The sequence below is a fragment of the Streptomyces deserti genome (assembly GCF_054782695.1).
This window is the reverse complement of record NZ_BAAGRZ010000003.1, coordinates 157209-171972: the sequence shown is the minus strand read 5'-3', so window position 1 is coordinate 171972 and position 14764 is coordinate 157209. Positions and strand designations below refer to the sequence as shown.

The following is a 14764-nucleotide window of genomic DNA, read 5'->3' as shown; positions in this document are numbered from 1 at the left end:
AGCCGAACGGCTGCCGCGCGGCCCGCGCACGCCGTCAGCGGAAGGCGCGCCGGTCCGCGTGCAGCGGGGAGGTGAGCCGGATGGTGATGAACTCGTTGTCGTCCGGCCTGCCCGGCGTGCGGCCCGAGGAGAACGGGAAGTTGTTGTCGTTCAGGACCGCCAGCGTCCGGTCGTCGAGGAGCGTCACGTCCTCGATCGTCTGGAACGGGAAACGGAAGGTCTCGCCGGATCCGCCGAGGCCCTTGGGGTCGGCGAGGTCCAGCAGGTCGGCGACCAGGGTCTTGTCCACCCGTCCGTCGCCGTCACGGTCACGCAGGTCGGCCAGGTAGATCCGCTTGAACCTGGCGGTGTCGCCCTGGCCGCCGTCGCGCTCGATGACCAGGAAACGGTGGCGGTCGACGGCGATGGCGTCACCGATGGCGTGCGCGGGCGACTCCAGGCGGTAGACGAACCGCTTCCCGGTGTACGTGCCCCGGCGCAGGTCGAACTCGCTGAACCGCAGGTCGCCGGGTGTGTCGCCGTTCACCGTGCCTTCGAGGAGCGGGTAGAGGCGACGGCCGTCGACGGAGCGGACGAGACCCTCGAAGCCCTTGCTGCTGCCCAGACTGGGCTGCCCGCCGTTCAGGTACGGGTTCTCCGGCGCCCGCACCCCGTCCAGCGGTATCGGCGCCTCCAGCAGACGGCCGGCCGGCGAGAAGTGCAGCAGGAACGGGCCGAACTCGTCTCCCATCCAGTACGTGCCGTCGTACGACCGCACGATCGACTCGACGTCGAAGTCGGCGCCGGTCAGCACCCGGTCGGACCGCGTGAGCGGGAACGGCAGGCGGTGGTCGGGGTCGCTGAGGTGGAACCCGCCCAGCACGCGGATCTTCCCGCTGGACGTGTCCGGCTCGACGCGGTGCACGCGCAGCAGGAAGTCGGCGCTGTTGGCCTTGTTGCCGTAGCCGTTGTCCGACAGCACGTCGAAGGTGCCGTCACGCCGGTTGATCACACCGCTGAAGCCCTGGACCGGCTGGTGGGCGAACGGCGGCGTGATCCCGTTGAACGGGCCCGCCCCGATGGCCGAGCCGGAGGGCCGGCTGCCGGGCACGAACGTCTCGGCGGGTAGGGACGCGAAGCCGGTCAGCGTGGCCCGGCCGAAGTCCTGGTGGTCCCGGTCGGCCGCCGCGGGCGAGGCGAGGCCGACGGTCAGCGCCACGGCACCGGCCATGATCGAAAGTCTTCTCATGGCGCGCACCGTAAGGGCACCGCATGACGGATGCCCGAACGCGAGGCGACCGGCCGGTTCGCGCGGCAGCCCGTGCGTTTCCGGCCCGGGGTCAGCGGCCGGACCGGATCAGGCCCGTCAGATAGCGCCACAGCGACGAGCGCTGCCGGGCGGTGGAGTCCGGCACCACCGTCTCGGCCGTCTCCGGTTCCGGCTCGCCTGCAGGCGACTGCTCGAGTGCCGGGGCGAGCTCGTAGCGTACGGGCAGCGAGCGCAGGCCTCGCATGAACGGCGAGGAACGCCACGGCAGTTGGTCGGCCGGGAGGGCGAGGTCCAGATGGGAGAACCGCTCGAACAGGCGGCCCACACCGACCGCGGCGACCGTCGAGGCGAGCTCGCGCGCCGGGCACTGGCGGCTGCCCGCCCCCCAGGACAGGTGCGCCCGGGTGCTGATCGTGCTGCTCGTCGCCACGTGGTCGGCGAAGAGCGGGTCGGCGTGCGCGGCGGCGGAGGAGACCCACACCGGGTCGCCCGCGCGGATCGTGTAGTTGCCGAGCGGGGTGTCCTGGGCCGCGAACCGCGGGACGAAGTTCACCAGCGGCGGCTTGCGCATGACCACCCGGTTCATGGTCTCGCGGACCATCCCGGCGGACAGGCTGGACCGCACGCCGCCCTCACCGGAGATGACCTCGACCACGGTGTTGGAGATGAGGATGCCGACGTGGTCGGAGGTCATGCCCAGCAGCATGAACAGCTCACGGGCCAGCTCGTCGAGCGAGAGGTCGGGGTGTGCGGCCAGCAAGTAGGAGGGGAAGTCCTCCCCCGGCTCCCTCAGCTTCACCGCCGCCAGTTCCGCCAGGGTCGCCAGCAGCCGCTCCAGTGCGGGCTCCGCGTCCGGGCCCGCGTCCAGGACCCGCCACATGTCCATCAGCGCGTCGTCGCCCTGGGAACCGGGGAAGCCGAGCAGGTGACTTGCCACCATCAGCGGAAGCGGCCGGGAGAACTGCGCGGACAGGTCCGCCACGCCCGTGCCGCCGCCCTGCCCCAGCAAGGTGATCAGATCGTCGGCGTAGGCGGTGACGGCCGCCTTCAGCCGCTTCGCCTGCGGGTGGCCGGGGTCCTGGAACGGCTTGAGAGCCGCGTCCCACGCCGTCCGCAGCGTCCGGTATCCGGGGCCGCCCTGGATCAGCACGTGGTTGACCTCGAGGGACGGGCCGAGCGGCCAGTCGGCCGGCACCCTGCCCTCCGAGCGGGCCCGCCAGTTCTCCAGCCCCTTCGGCCACCCTTCGTCGTCCTGGAGCACCTGGAGCGCCTCGCGGTAGCCGAGGACCAGCCAGGCGGGAACCCCCAGCAGATCGACCGGTGCGACCGGGCCGTGCTGCTGCCTGAGCCGCTCGTACACGAGCGAGGGACGGGTCTCGTAGTCCCGGGTCAGCAGCGGCTGAAGTGTCATCGTCTCCAACCGGGTGTCGTCCAGGTCCACGGATCCGCCATCACCCCTCAGGGATTCCATCGTCTTGCGCCCTCCGACACTCCGCGTACCGGCCCACCACCGGTCGGTAGCCGGAACCGGTGGGACCCTACCTCAGGCGGCACTTGAGGCCGAACGACGGGTGGCCTGCCTCGCTCAGCCCAGGAAGCTCAACCGCACCTTGCGCTCGGGGTTGTCCCGGTTCGTGTCCACCAGGCACACCGACTGCCACGTCCCCAGCTCCAGCCGTCCGCCGACCACCGGGAGGGTCGCGTGCGGGGGCACGAAGGCCGGGAGGACGTGGTCGCGGCCGTGGCCCGGGCTGCCGTGGCGGTGCTGCCAGCGGTCGTCGGCGGGCAGCAGGGTGTGCAGGGCGGCCAACAGGTCGTCGTCGCTGCCCGCGCCCGTCTCGATGACGGCGATGCCGGCCGTGGCGTGCGGGACGAAGATGTTGAGGAGGCCGTCGCGGCCGGCCGCCGCCTCCCGCAGGAAGGACTCGCAGTCGCGCGTGAGGTCGACGACCCTCTCCGTGGAACCGGTGGTGACGTTCAGAACTCGCGTGGTGAAGGCATCGGACATGCCCCCATCCTGACGCACCCACCGGATTCCGGCCGGGAGCGCCCGCCCGGACCGTGAAACGGGGGTCCACTTCGCGAGACGCCCGTTGACCGTGCACGGTCCATCTGGCTACGTTCAGGCGCATGTTGCGTTCAGCCCTGCTCACCACGCGCGGTCACATCGACCTGCTGCGGGTGGCCTCCGCCGCGTGTCGCCGCGGCCGCTGACGCCCTTCCCCACCTCATCTCTTTCTTCTCGCGCCTACGCCAGGCCGTCCCGCACCTCTGACCGATCCGGTCGTCATCGATTCCGGTCGTAGCGGTGGGTGCGGCGCCGAGGCGTAAGCACCCGCGCCCTCTGCCGGTATCCCCCTGCCGCTCTCCCCTGCCGTGGAGCACTCATGCGCTTCAGCAGCCACGCCCCGCCTGGCTCCCATGAGCCGGATATTTCGCCTATAGGGGCATCTGTCGCCCCGAAAGTCGACGCATCCAGCACTTCGAAGACCGACGCATCCAGCACCGCGAAGGCCGACACATCCGACGCCTCCAAGGCCGACGCCTCCTCCGTACCCTCCTCGCCCCCCTCGCTCGCACTCCATCCCCTCGTCCCCGCCTCCTCACGGCGCGCCCGCGTGCCCCGCTGGCTGCGCCGTACGACCGGTCCGGTGCTGCTGCTGGCGTTGTGGCAACTCCTCAGCGCCACGGGCGTGCTGACCGCCGACGTGCTCGCCTCGCCGGGGCGTATCGCCCAGGTCGCCGCGGATCTGGCCGCGGACGGCTCCCTGCCCTCCGCCATGGGCACCTCGCTCCGGCGTGTCGCGGCCGGGCTGCTGCTGGGCCTGGTCGTCGGCACCGGACTCGCCCTGCTGTCGGGCCTGTTCAGGATCGGTGAGGATCTCGTGGACGCGCCGCTGCAGATGCTGCGGACCGTGCCGTTCGTGGGCCTCATCCCGCTGTTCATCATCTGGTTCGGCATCGGCGAGGCCCCGAAGGTCGCCATCATCACGCTCGGTGTGACCTTCCCGCTCTACCTCAACGTCTACGCCGGATCCGCGGCGTGGACGCCCAGTTGATCGAGGCCGGGGAGTCGCTGGGCCTGTCGCGGTGGGGGCTCGTACGGCACGTCGTCCTGCCGGGGGCGCTGCCCGGGGCCATGACCGGGCTGCGCTACTCCCTCGGCATCGCCTGGCTCGCCCTCGTCTTCGCCGAACAGGTCAACGCGGACTCCGGCATCGGGTTCCTCATGGTGCAGGCGCGGGACTTCCTGCGGACCGACGTGATCGTGGTCTGCCTGATCGTCTACGCCTTCCTCGGCCTGCTGGCCGACTTCGTCGTCCGCTCCCTCGAAAGGCTGCTGCTGCAATGGCGACCGACATTCACCGGCCGGTGACGGCCCACGCGGTCCGAGTCGAGGGGCTGACCCGCTCCTTCGACGGCCGTGCGGTCATCGACCGTCTCCGACTGGACATCCGGCCCGGCGAGTTCGTCGCCCTGCTCGGCCGCAGCGGCTGCGGCAAGTCCACGCTGCTGCGCATTCTCGCCGGGCTCGACCGCGACATCGAGGGCACGGTGCTGGTGCCGCGCCGCAAGGCCGTCGCCTTCCAGGCGCCGCGGCTGATGCCGTGGAAGAAGGTGTGGCGCAACGTGCTGCTCGGCCTGCCGGGCAAGCCCGCACGTGCCGTCGCCGACCGGGCTCTGGAAGAGGTCGGGCTCGGTCACCGCTCCGACGCCTGGCCCAAGACCCTCTCCGGCGGCGAGGCGCAGCGCGCCTCCCTGGCCCGCGCCCTGGTGCGGGAGCCCGATCTGCTGCTGCTCGACGAGCCTCCCCCACTGCCCTGAACGGGCGTGGGAGGTGCCCCCAGGCGCGCTCGACGCGCTCACCCGCATCAAGGCCCAGCGGCTGGTGGGCGAGTTGTGGCAGCGCCGGGGCTGCGCCGTGCTCCTCGTCACCCACGACGTAGAGGAGGCCGTGCTGCTCGCCGACCGGGTTCTGGTGATGGACGGCGGGGTCATCGCCCACGAGCAGCGCGTCGACCTCGACCGGCCCCGCGACATCACCGACCCGCGTTTCGCCGAGCTGCGCGCCGGCCTCCTGGAACGCCTGGGCGTCGAGACCGCCGCCGAAGCCGCCTGAACTCCCACCACCTGAACTCCCACCACCCTCAGTGCACAAGAACGGATCCACCATGCGACGACGCCTCGTCCCCGCCGCCTTGCTCCTCCCCCTGGCCCTGCTCCTGTCCGCCTGCGGCGGCAACTCGGCGGCCTCGGCGGGCGGAGACACCGATGGCAGTGGTTCTCTCACCCTCCACGTCGGTGACCAGAAGGGCGGTTCGGAGGCCATCCTGCGGGCCGCCGGTGAGCTCGAGAACCTCGACTACCAGATCAAGTGGTCCACCTTCACCTCCGGCCCACCGCTCCTGGAAGCGGTCGACGCGGGCGCCGTCGACATCGGCGGTGTCGGCAACACTCCGCCGGTCTTCGCGGCCGGCGCGGACTCCAAGATCTCGGTGGTGGCCGCCTGGCACGGCACGTCCAAGGGCGACACCATCCTCGTACCGAACGACTCGAAGCTGGCCGGGCCCCAGGACCTCAAAGGCAAGTCGGTGGCCGTCGCGCAGGGTTCCTCCGCCCACTATCAGCTGGTCGCCTCCCTGAAGAAGGCCGGGCTGAGCCTGAGCGACATCAAGGTCAAGTACCTCCAGCCGGCCGACGCACTGGCCGCGTTCACCTCAGGCCAGGTGGACGCGTGGGCGGTGTGGGACCCGTACACCTCGCAGGTCCTCAACGCCGAGCAGGGCCGCGTCCTCACGACCGGCGACGGCGTGACCAACGGGCTCACCTTCCAGGTGGCGGCGCCGAGCGCGCTCAAGGACAAGAAGAAGACCGCCGCCATCAAGGACTACCTGGCGCGGCTGCGGCGCGCCTACACCTGGGTGTACGACCACGAGGAGGAGTGGGCGAAGGTCTGGGCGAAGGACACCGGGCTGCCCGCCGACGTGGCGCTGGCCGCGGTGCGGCGCACCTACACCACCCGGATCGCGGTCGCGGTCGACAAGCCGCTCATCGCCTCCGAGCAGGAGATCGCCGACACCTTCACCCAGCTGAAGCTCATCCCGCGCAAGGTCGACTTCGCCGGCTTCACGGATGCGCGGTTCAACGGCGATCTCCCGCCGTCGACCACCTCGCCCCGCCCGTCGGAAGGCTCCTAGTAGGCCGCTGGTCACGCGGGAAGATCCACGCCCCCGGGACCGTTGGTAGAAATGTGAACAACACGCGTGAGGTCGATGTAGTCGTCATAGGTGCTGGTCAGGCCGGGCTGGCCGGCGCCTACCACCTGCGGCGCACCGGCTACGAGCCGGACCGCGACTTCGTGGTGCTGGACCACTCCCCCGGCCCGGGCGGCGCCTGGCAGTTCCGGTGGCCGTCGCTGACGTACGGCAAGGTGCACGGGATGCACTCCCTGCCCGGCATGGAGCTCACGGACGCCGATCCGGCCCGGCCGTCCGCCGAGGTGATCGCCGAGTACTTCACCGCCTACGAGCGGACCTTCGACCTGCGGGTACGGCGGCCCGTGGACGTACGGGCCGTGCGCGAGGGCCCTGCGGGGCGGCTGCTCGTCGAGAAGTCGGCCGGTGCCTGGGCGACGCGGGCGCTGATCAACGCGACCGGTACCTGGGACCGGCCGTTCTGGCCGCGCTATCCGGGTCAGGAGACCTTCCGCGGGCGGCAGCTGCACACCGCGCAGTACGCCGGGCCCGAGGAGTTCGCCGGGCAGCGGGTCGTGGTGGTGGGCGGTGGCGCGTCCGGCACGCAGCATCTGCTGGAGATCGCCCCGTACGCGGCGGCCACCACATGGGTGACCCGGCGGCCGCCGGTCTTCCGCGAGGGCCCCTTCGACGAGGACGCGGGCCGGGCCGCCGTCGCGCTCGTCGAGGAGCGGGTGCGGCAGGGCCTGCCGCCGAAGAGTGTCGTCTCCGTCACGGGGCTGCCGCTGAACGACGCCATCCGGCAGGGCATCGCGGACGGCGTCCTGGACCGGCAGCCCATGTTCGACCGGATCACACCGACCGGGGTGGAGTGGCGACGGGACTCCCCCCTGCCCGGACGGAGCCGGGAGCTTGGCGGAGGGCGGCACGTGGAGGCCGACGTCATCCTGTGGGCCACGGGATTCCGGGCCGCCATCGACCATCTCGCCCCGCTGCGGCTGCGCGAGCCGGGCGGCGGGATCCGGGTCGAGGGGACGCGGGCGGTGGCCGATCCGCGGATCCACCTCGTCGGTTACGGGCCGTCCGCCAGCACCATCGGCGCCAACCGGGCCGGCCGCGCGGCCGTACGGGACATCAGGCGGCTGCCGGCCGAGGAGCCGGCCGTCGCCGCGTGACGCCCCGCCGGGTCACCGCGCCGACTGCGCCTTCTTCTGCCGGGTGTTGAACTCGGCGACATTGCGCTGGTGTTCCGCGTAGTCGGCGGTGAAACGCGTGTCGCCCGGCTTCACCGTGACGAAGTACAGCCAGTCGCCCGGAGGCGGGTTGATCGCGGCGTGCACCGCGTCCTCACCGGGGTTCGCGATGGGCGTGGGCGGCAGCCCCATGCGCTGGTACGAGTTGTAGGGGCTGTCGATCCCTGTGTCGCTCGCGGTGGTCTTCAGGGTGGAGCGGTTGAGGGCGTAGTTGATGGTGGAGTCCATCTGCAGCGGCATGCCGCGCTCCAGGCGGTTGAAGATCACTCGGGCCACCTTGCCCATGTCGGCCTTGGTGGCCGCCTCCGCCTGGACGATGCTCGCGATGGTGACCGCCTGGTAGACGTTCATCGCGTTGCGTTGCGCGCCCGCGGCGATCGGGGCGCCGTTGAACTTCTTGTTGGCGGTGTCGACCATGGACGCCAGCAGCCGCTCCGGCGTCGCCTTCTCGTCGAGCGGATACGTCGCCGGGTAGAGGTAGCCCTCGGGATTGCCCTCGGCGTCGTTCGGCAGCTTCAGCCCGGCCTTCGCGAGGGACTTCTTCGTGGTGCCCGGCGGCAGGGCGAGGGCCTTGTCGACGGCCTCGTAGACCTGGCTCGCGCGCCAGCCCTCCGGGATGACGAGGGTGGCGGGCTTGGTCTCCTCCTCGCCGCCCAGGGTCAGCAGCGGCACCGCCACGGCGGTGCCGGCCACGACGGCCCCGGTCGCGATGAGGGCCAGGCGGCCCCTGCGCGTCAGTCGGATCGTGCTGCTCGTGCTCCTCGTGCTCCGTGGCGGAGTGTTCGTCTGCATGCGGGCACGGTAACCCGCATATCGCCACAAACCCGGCATATCTTCATCTTGTCGGCGTGAGTTGGGCGTCCCGGCGTACGAGGGCCGCATAACGCCCGCCCCGTTCCAACAGCTCCTCGTGCGTGCCCCGTTCGACCGCGCGCCCGGAGTCGAGGACCACGATCTGGTCGGCACTCCGAATGGTGGACAGCCGGTGGGCGATGGTCAGGGTGGTGCGGTTGGCCGACAGGGCGTCGATGGCCTCCTGGACGGCGGCCTCGGTACGGGTGTCCAGGGCGCTGGTGGCCTCGTCGAGGATGAGGACCGGCGGGTCGCGCAGGATGGTGCGGGCGATGGCCAGGCGCTGCTTCTCGCCGCCGGAGAAGCGGTGGCCGCGCTCGCCGACGACCGTGTCGTAGCCGTCCGGCAGGGACGCGATGTGGTCGTGGATCTGGGCCGCCTTCGCCGCCGCGTACAGCTCCTCGTCGGTGGCGTCGGGCTTGGCGAAGCGCAGGTTCTCGGCGACCGTGGCGTGGAAGAGGTACGTCTCCTGCGAGACGACGCCGACCGCGCGGGCGAGGGTGTCGAAGTCGAGGTCGCGGACGTCGACCCCGTCGAGAGTGACGCGGCCGCCCGTCACGTCGTACAGCCGCGGCACGAGATAGCCGAGCGTGGACTTGCCGGCGCCGGTCGGGCCGACGACCGCGAGGCTGCCGCCGGCGGGGACGGTGAGGTCGATGCCGTCGAGGACGGGGGTGTCCCTGCCTTCCTTGCCGCCCTTGCCGCCCTTGTCGTTCTCGTCGCCCTGTTCCCTGTTGTCGTTCTTGTCGTTCTTGTCGTTCTTGTCGTTCGCGTCGGCCTTGTCGCCCTCGCCGCCGTCGGCGTCCGTGTCGTCGTAGCGGAAGGTGACGTTCTCGAAGCGGATCTCGCCCTTGATGCGGTCGAGGCGGACCGGCTTGTCACGCTCGGTGATGTCGATCGGCAGGTCCAGGTACTCGAAGATGCGCTGGAAGAGCGCCAGCGAGGTCTGGATCTGGACGCCGGTCGACAGCAGGCTCACGGCCGGGCGGAACAGGCCCTGCTGGAGCGAGACGAAGGCGACGATCGTGCCGATGGAGGCCTGCGGGCCGCCGAACTGCAGGGCCATGCCGGCGGTCCAGTAGATGACGGCGGGCAGGGCGGCCATGACGATCGTGATGACGGCCATGCGCCAGCGGCCGGCCATGTTGGACCGCACCTCCAGGTCGACCAGGCGCTCGGACTCCTCGGCGAAGGACCGCGTGAGCGAGTCGGAGCGGCCCATCGTGCGGCCGAGCAGGATGCCGCTGACGGACAGCGACTCGGTGACCGTGGCGGCCATCGCGGCCATCTGCTTCTGACGCTGGGTGGTGATCTTCTTGCGTTCGTCGCCGACCCGGCGGCTGATCCAGACGAACACGGGCAGCAGGAGCAGCGAGACGACGGTCAGACGCCAGTCGAGGGCGATCATCGCGACGATCGTGGCGATCACGCTGGTGGCGTTGGAGACGAGCGAGGTCGCGGTGGAGGTGACGGTGGCCTGCATACCGCCGATGTCGTTGGCGATGCGGGACTGGACCTCGCCGGTACGCGTGCGCGTGAAGAAGGCGAGCGACATGCGCTGCAGCCGGCCGTAGACGGCGGTGCGCAGATCGTGCATGACGCGCTGGCCGACCGTCGTGGAGATCAGGGTCTGCAGCACCCCGAAGACGCTGGTGAGGACAGCGCTGAGGATCATGCCGAGGGCGAGCAGGGTGAGCAGGCCCGTCCGCCCTTCGGGGATGGCGACATCCAGGATCGCCTTCAGCAGGAAGGGCGTGGCGACCGAGACCAGCGACGCGGCACCGACGAGCAGGCCCACGATCGCGAGACGGCCCCGGTAGGGGCGGAAGAGCCGCAGGATGCGGCGCACCTGCCGAGGTTGCTCCGCGGAGTCGGCGGGTGGGATCCAGGCGGGTTCGTGATCGGGATGCATGGGCTCCTACGGGAGGTGAGGGGACGCGATGACTGCCAGAGCCTGGCGGAGCCTAGCTCATAGTTACCTATACTCACAATGAACGGCATCCTGATATTGTTCCCGCATGACCACGCCCGACCCCGACGGCCCGCTCGCCGAGCAGTTGCTGCGGCTCACCCGCCGGGTGCACCGCATCCAGAAGCGCCATCTGGAGCGACGCGAGCTCGGTATCACCCCGGCCCAGTCCCGGCTGCTGCGCACGCTCGCGCACTACGGCTCGCCGCCCCGCATGGCCGATCTGGCCGAGCGCCTGGAAGTCGTGCCCCGGGCCGTGACCACGCTGGTGGACGCGCTGGAGGCGGGCGGCACGGTGCGCCGGGTCCCGGATCCGACCAACCGGCGGGTGATCCGGATCGAGCTCACGGACGACGGGCGCAAGGTCCTGGAGGAACTGCGCGCGGCGCGTCGGTCCGCGGCGGAGGAGATCCTGGCGCCCCTGACGGACGAGCAGCGCAAGGTGCTGGGCGGGCTGCTGGACACCCTGGTCGACGGGACGGCCGCGCCGGACTGCGCGCTGATCGACGGAACGACTGCACCGGACGGCACGTATCCGCCCGCATGACGACGCGCCGCGGCCCCGCTCCTGCACGGGGAGCGGGGCCGCGGCACGTGCTTTCCGGGTCGACCGACCTCGGGACTTTCCTGGTCAACCGACCTCGGGAGCGGGTTCCTTGGTCTTCTGGGCGGGGACCTCCACCGGTGGAGCCTCATCGGGCAGGGCAGCCCCGGCCTCCCCGTCGAGCACCTTCTTCGCCCGTACGGTGTCCAGCGCGCCCTCCCAGCGGGACACCGCGAACACGGCGACGCAGTTGCCGAGCAGGTTGGTGACGACGCGCATCGAGTCCATGAAGCGGTCCACACCGAGCAGCAGGGCGACGGCTCCGGCGGGAATGGCCCCCAGGGAGGACGCGGTCGCGGACAGCGCGAGGAACGCCGAACCGGGGATGCCCGCCATGCCCTTGCTGGTCAGCATCAGCACCAGGACCACGGTGATCTGCTGGCCGAGGCTGAGGTCGACGCCGACGGCCTGGGCGATGAACAGCGTGCCGATGGACAGGTAGAGCGAGGCGCCGTCGAGGTTGAAGGAGTAGCCCGTGGGCAGGACCAGGCCCACGGCGTCGTCGCGGGCGCCGGCCCGGCGCAGCTTCTGCATCACGCGCGGCATGACGGACTCGGTGGAGGCGGTGCCGAGCGCGAGCAGCATCTCCTCGCGGATGTAGCGCAGGAACTTCCACAGGCTGATTCCGGTGACCACCCGGAGCGCGACGGCGAGCAGCACGACGAAGAACGCGGCGGCCGCGTAGCACAGCACGATGAGCTTGGCGTACGTCTCCATCACGCCCAGCCCGTACTGACCCACCAGGTGGGCCATCGCGCCGAACACGGCGAGCGGCGCCAGCCGCATGATGAACCCGACGATCGCGAAGACGACCTCCTGGGCCTGCTCGATCGCGGGCAGGACCTTCGGCACCTTGGTGTGCCCGAGGTGGAGCAGGGCGGCGCCCACCAGGCAGGCCAGGATGAGCACTTGGAGCAGTTCGTTCTCGGCGAAGGCGCCGATGAAACTCTGCGGCAGCGCATTGAGGACGAACTCGGTCGTCGACGGCAGCGCCCCGCCGCCCGTCTTCTCGTCCACCGCCGCGGCGTCGAGCGTGGCCGGGTCGACGTTCATGCCGTTGCCGGGTCCGACGACGTTGGCGGCGACGAGACCGATGAGCAGGGCGGCCGTGGAGGCGACCTCGAACCAGATCAGGGCCTTGACCCCGATCCGGCCGAACGCCTTGAGGTCACCGGCCTTGGCGATGCCGACGACGACCACACAGAAGACGAGCGGTGAGATCACCGTCTTGATGAGCCGGGTGAATCCGTCGCCGAGCGGCTGGAAGGCCGTGGCCGCGTCCGGCCACAGCGTTCCGACGACGCTGCCGAGCACGAGCGCGCAGGCGACCTGCGCGAAGAGTGAGGTACGCAGTATGCGTGCGACGCGTCCCGGCGGGGACGGTACGGACGGCGGCACGGGCACTCCTTGGGGAAACGGCGGCACGCGCAGAAGCCGGGGAGAACTTCTGCGATACGGAATGCGACTTCCGTGCCGATCACTCTGGGGGTGTCGTTGATCCCTTGGGAGACTTGCGTGTTGCGGTCCTGTAAATCACCCGCCGAGTGGCGCGCCGCACGCCGACCGGCTCAACAGCCGCCGCGGGCCCGCGTGAGCACTCCCTGCACGGTCGTCAGGGTGCGGTCGTAGCAGCCGTACGAGCCGGAGAGCCGGTGGCGCTCGCTCCTCGTGCAAACCGCGTGCCGCTGGTCGCGCGGCACGTTCACCGTGTAGGTGGCGTCGACCGTGCAGGTGTCGTCGAGCCGTGACCACGCGGTGCGCCGCCCGTCGCGCGATGTTGTCCGTCACCGAGCGGCCGACGGTGGTGTGACGCGGCCGTGCGAGGTGTCGACGTATCCGGCGAGGGGATCCGGCACTCCCGCGCGATGACGGCTCGGCTGCCCGGCGTCGGGCTCGTGCCCCGCTGTCAGACCTCGCCGGTACCTTGGCCGCATGGCGATGACGATCTCCGGGCTGCAGCAGCTCTGCGCCGAGCAGGGGCTCACTCTGCCCGCCCTGCACCAGGGCGCCGACGCCCTCGACGGAACACCGGTGTACGTCGGCCAGGTCAAGTAACCGACGCCTTCCGGCTCTGGAGCGACCTGCGGGCGGTGCAGGGCAGCGCCGGCTGGTGGCCCGTGCTGGCCGGACGACCCGAGCTGATGGACAACGTCTTCGTCGGCCTGCGACCGGAGTTCGCACCGGCGCGAGGAGGGACCGACGAGCCACCGCCGGTCGGACGCGAGCTGCTGGCCCGCTGGGCCCGGGAGGCCGAGCACCACCTGCGCGCCCCGGCCGACCGGACCCCGGCCGGCGGCGACCCCTTCGACGTGCCGGTCCGGCGCCTCGCCGCCCACGTGGCGGCCGAGACGGACCTCGACCTCGTCGGCGGCACCCACATCTCGGCCATCCGCCAGGAGCACACCGTGCTGTGCCTTGTGCAGGCCACGCACGGCTACGACGTCCCCGCCCTGCTGAACTGGTGGGGTGCCTGCAACTACGGCATCACGGGCACCGAACACCGGGCGGTGCTACGCCACTTCCACGAACGCTACGGCGCCGAACTGGTCACTCTGGAGGACCAGGTCATCGAGCTCCTGGTCACCCGGCGGCCGCGCACACCGGAGGACGTCGCCACGGCCGCGCTGGAGCACTACGCCTACTGCCCGGACATCGTCGACCAGGGCACCGGAAGCATCGAGGAGCTGGCCGCGACCCAACTGCGGGCCGGTAGCTGGTACTTCTGGTGGGACTAGGCACCGTGCCGGTCAGCCCCTCAGCTCCGCCCTGTCCCCCATCACCACGACGGGATGCCGGCCCGGGTCGAGCGTGCGCAGCAGGTACACCATCGCCGCCTCGGACAGGCTGACACAGGCCGACGTACCGCTGCCGTGGTCCATGTGGAGCCAGATGCCGCCGCCCTTCTTCTGGCCCTCGGGGCGGGTCGGGTCGTTCGGCGGAGTGCCCTTGACGCGGTTGTAGTCGAGGGCGATGACGTAGTTGAAGTCGTGCCAGTACGACTTGGCCCACCAGCGTGGCGCCGCGAAGGCGGCAGACCGTGTGTACGGCAGCTTCGCACCCGGGTCCGGCAGCACGCCGCCCGCGTCGCTGAGGGTGAACACGCCGACGGGGCTGCGGTTGTCGCCCTCGTGATGGTCGGTGGTCCAGCCTCTCTTGCCGTTGTGCGCCGGCCAGCTGCGGGTGCGGTGCCAGGTGGTGCCGTGCTTCGTGTACAGCACGACGGTGGAGTCCGCCGAGTTCCGGCCGGCGCCGTAGACCGCGACGACCTGGCGCGAATCGGCCGGGATCCGGCGCTGCAACCGGTCCCCCACGCCGGGGATGCGCGTCGGGTCGGCGGCCGATGGACGGGTGGGCGGCGCGTCGGCCCCGACTCCGGCCTTGGGACCGCCGTGTTCGCTGCCTCCACACCCCGTCAGAAACATCAGAGCCGTCAGAGCGGTCAGGGCTGTCAGAACCGTCCGGGCTGTTCGAGCTGTCCGGGCCGTCCGGGCTGTTCGAGCTGCCTGGGCCGTCCGGGCTGTTCGAGCTGCCTGGGCCGTCCGGGCTGTTCGAGCTGCCTGGGCCGTCCGGGCTGTTCGAGCTGTCTGGGCCGTCCGGGCTGTATGGACTGTCGGGACTGTATGGATTGTCAGCCGGGAAGCG

13 protein-coding genes and 3 pseudogenes are annotated in these 14764 nt (G+C 71.0%); 8 read left to right on the top strand and 8 right to left on the bottom strand.

Translation table 11 applies throughout. From position 1 onward, the window contains the following. Positions 1-34: 34 nt before the first annotated feature. From ACYVMZ_RS09070 to ACYVMZ_RS09060, 3 genes are all read right to left on the bottom strand, one after another. Positions 35-1228, bottom strand: a complete 1194-nt coding sequence (locus tag ACYVMZ_RS09070; protein WP_461077449.1) for an esterase-like activity of phytase family protein — start codon at positions 1226-1228, stop codon at positions 35-37. Positions 1229-1319: 91 nt separating this feature from the next. After that, positions 1320-2720: a cytochrome P450 gene (locus ACYVMZ_RS09065; RefSeq protein ID WP_461077447.1), complete on the bottom strand. Its 1401-nt coding sequence runs from the start codon at positions 2718-2720 to the stop codon at positions 1320-1322. Positions 2721-2834: 114 nt separating this feature from the next. After that, on the bottom strand, positions 2835-3257 hold the full coding sequence (locus ACYVMZ_RS09060; protein WP_461077445.1) for a YjbQ family protein: 423 nt from the start codon (positions 3255-3257) through the stop codon (positions 2835-2837). A gap of 122 nt (positions 3258-3379) precedes the next feature. On the opposite strand from ACYVMZ_RS09060, the gene ACYVMZ_RS09055 reads away from it, so the two are divergent. The 5 genes and pseudogenes from ACYVMZ_RS09055 (at position 3380) to ACYVMZ_RS09035 (ending at position 7619) form a co-directional block, all read left to right on the top strand. Continuing rightward, a complete protein-coding gene (locus ACYVMZ_RS09055) occupies positions 3380-3463 on the top strand; it encodes a putative leader peptide (protein ID WP_313884353.1) in 84 nt (27 codons plus the stop codon). 173 nt (positions 3464-3636) lie between these two features. After that, positions 3637-4625 (top strand): annotated as a pseudogene (locus ACYVMZ_RS09050) (ABC transporter permease). After that, positions 4598-5369: pseudogene (locus ACYVMZ_RS09045) on the top strand (ABC transporter ATP-binding protein). Before ACYVMZ_RS09050 ends, ACYVMZ_RS09045 begins: the two co-directional pseudogenes overlap by 28 nt. A 52-nt stretch (positions 5370-5421) precedes the next feature. Continuing rightward, on the top strand, positions 5422-6447 hold the full coding sequence (locus ACYVMZ_RS09040) for an ABC transporter substrate-binding protein (protein WP_461077443.1): 1026 nt from the start codon (positions 5422-5424) through the stop codon (positions 6445-6447). A 53-nt stretch (positions 6448-6500) separates the two neighbouring features. Then, complete coding sequence (locus tag ACYVMZ_RS09035) at positions 6501-7619, top strand: NAD(P)-binding domain-containing protein (RefSeq protein WP_461077441.1); 1119 nt, start codon at positions 6501-6503, stop codon at positions 7617-7619. A gap of 12 nt (positions 7620-7631) precedes the next feature. On the opposite strand, the gene mltG is transcribed toward ACYVMZ_RS09035, so the two are convergent. Then, positions 7632-8489, bottom strand: a complete 858-nt coding sequence (gene mltG, locus ACYVMZ_RS09030; RefSeq protein ID WP_461077439.1) for an endolytic transglycosylase MltG — start codon at positions 8487-8489, stop codon at positions 7632-7634. A 43-nt stretch (positions 8490-8532) separates the two neighbouring features. Beyond that, entirely contained in the window at positions 8533-10461 is a 1929-nt protein-coding gene (locus ACYVMZ_RS09025; RefSeq protein WP_461077436.1) for an ABC transporter ATP-binding protein, read from the bottom strand. 106 nt (positions 10462-10567) lie between these two features. Here ACYVMZ_RS09025 and ACYVMZ_RS09020 point away from each other — a divergent pair, with 106 nt between their 5' ends. Then, positions 10568-11065: a MarR family winged helix-turn-helix transcriptional regulator gene (locus ACYVMZ_RS09020; protein WP_461077434.1), complete on the top strand. Its 498-nt coding sequence runs from the start codon at positions 10568-10570 to the stop codon at positions 11063-11065. 84 nt (positions 11066-11149) lie between these two features. On the opposite strand, the gene ACYVMZ_RS09015 is transcribed toward ACYVMZ_RS09020, so the two are convergent. Both ACYVMZ_RS09015 and ACYVMZ_RS09010 read right to left on the bottom strand, forming a co-directional pair. Further along, a complete protein-coding gene (locus ACYVMZ_RS09015; RefSeq protein ID WP_461077432.1) occupies positions 11150-12520 on the bottom strand; it encodes a cation:dicarboxylate symporter family transporter in 1371 nt (456 codons plus the stop codon). Positions 12521-12690: 170 nt separating this feature from the next. Then, positions 12691-12897, bottom strand: a pseudogene (locus tag ACYVMZ_RS09010) (peptide-N4-asparagine amidase); the annotation flags it as partial. 157 nt (positions 12898-13054) lie between these two features. Here ACYVMZ_RS09010 and ACYVMZ_RS09005 point away from each other — a divergent pair. Together ACYVMZ_RS09005 and ACYVMZ_RS09000 are read left to right on the top strand one after the other, a co-directional pair. After that, entirely contained in the window at positions 13055-13177 is a 123-nt protein-coding gene (locus tag ACYVMZ_RS09005) for a hypothetical protein (protein ID WP_461077430.1), read from the top strand. Positions 13178-13212: 35 nt separating this feature from the next. Continuing rightward, a complete protein-coding gene (locus ACYVMZ_RS09000) occupies positions 13213-13857 on the top strand; it encodes a DUF4253 domain-containing protein (RefSeq protein ID WP_461077428.1) in 645 nt (214 codons plus the stop codon). Positions 13858-13869: 12 nt separating this feature from the next. On the opposite strand, the gene ACYVMZ_RS08995 is transcribed toward ACYVMZ_RS09000, so the two are convergent. Then, positions 13870-14544 carry a L,D-transpeptidase family protein gene (locus ACYVMZ_RS08995; protein ID WP_461077426.1) on the bottom strand — a complete coding sequence of 225 codons (675 nt, stop codon included), beginning with the start codon at positions 14542-14544 and terminating at the stop codon, positions 13870-13872. Between the last annotated feature and the right edge of the window lie 220 nt (positions 14545-14764).

Coding starts and splice junctions, on each gene's coding strand:
- ACYVMZ_RS08995 (WP_461077426.1), bottom strand. CDS start 14,544: ATGTTTCTGACGGGGTGTGGAGGCAGCGAACACGGCGGTCCCAAGGCC.
- ACYVMZ_RS09020 (WP_461077434.1), top strand. CDS start 10,568: ATGACCACGCCCGACCCCGACGGCCCGCTCGCCGAGCAGTTGCTGCGG.
- ACYVMZ_RS09040 (WP_461077443.1), top strand. CDS start 5,422: ATGCGACGACGCCTCGTCCCCGCCGCCTTGCTCCTCCCCCTGGCCCTG.
- ACYVMZ_RS09065 (WP_461077447.1), bottom strand. CDS start 2,720: ATGGAATCCCTGAGGGGTGATGGCGGATCCGTGGACCTGGACGACACC.
- mltG (WP_461077439.1), bottom strand. CDS start 8,489: ATGCAGACGAACACTCCGCCACGGAGCACGAGGAGCACGAGCAGCACG.
- ACYVMZ_RS09070 (WP_461077449.1), bottom strand. CDS start 1,228: ATGAGAAGACTTTCGATCATGGCCGGTGCCGTGGCGCTGACCGTCGGC.
- ACYVMZ_RS09025 (WP_461077436.1), bottom strand. CDS start 10,461: ATGCATCCCGATCACGAACCCGCCTGGATCCCACCCGCCGACTCCGCG.
- ACYVMZ_RS09005 (WP_461077430.1), top strand. CDS start 13,055: ATGGCGATGACGATCTCCGGGCTGCAGCAGCTCTGCGCCGAGCAGGGG.
- ACYVMZ_RS09055 (WP_313884353.1), top strand. CDS start 3,380: ATGTTGCGTTCAGCCCTGCTCACCACGCGCGGTCACATCGACCTGCTG.
- ACYVMZ_RS09060 (WP_461077445.1), bottom strand. CDS start 3,257: ATGTCCGATGCCTTCACCACGCGAGTTCTGAACGTCACCACCGGTTCC.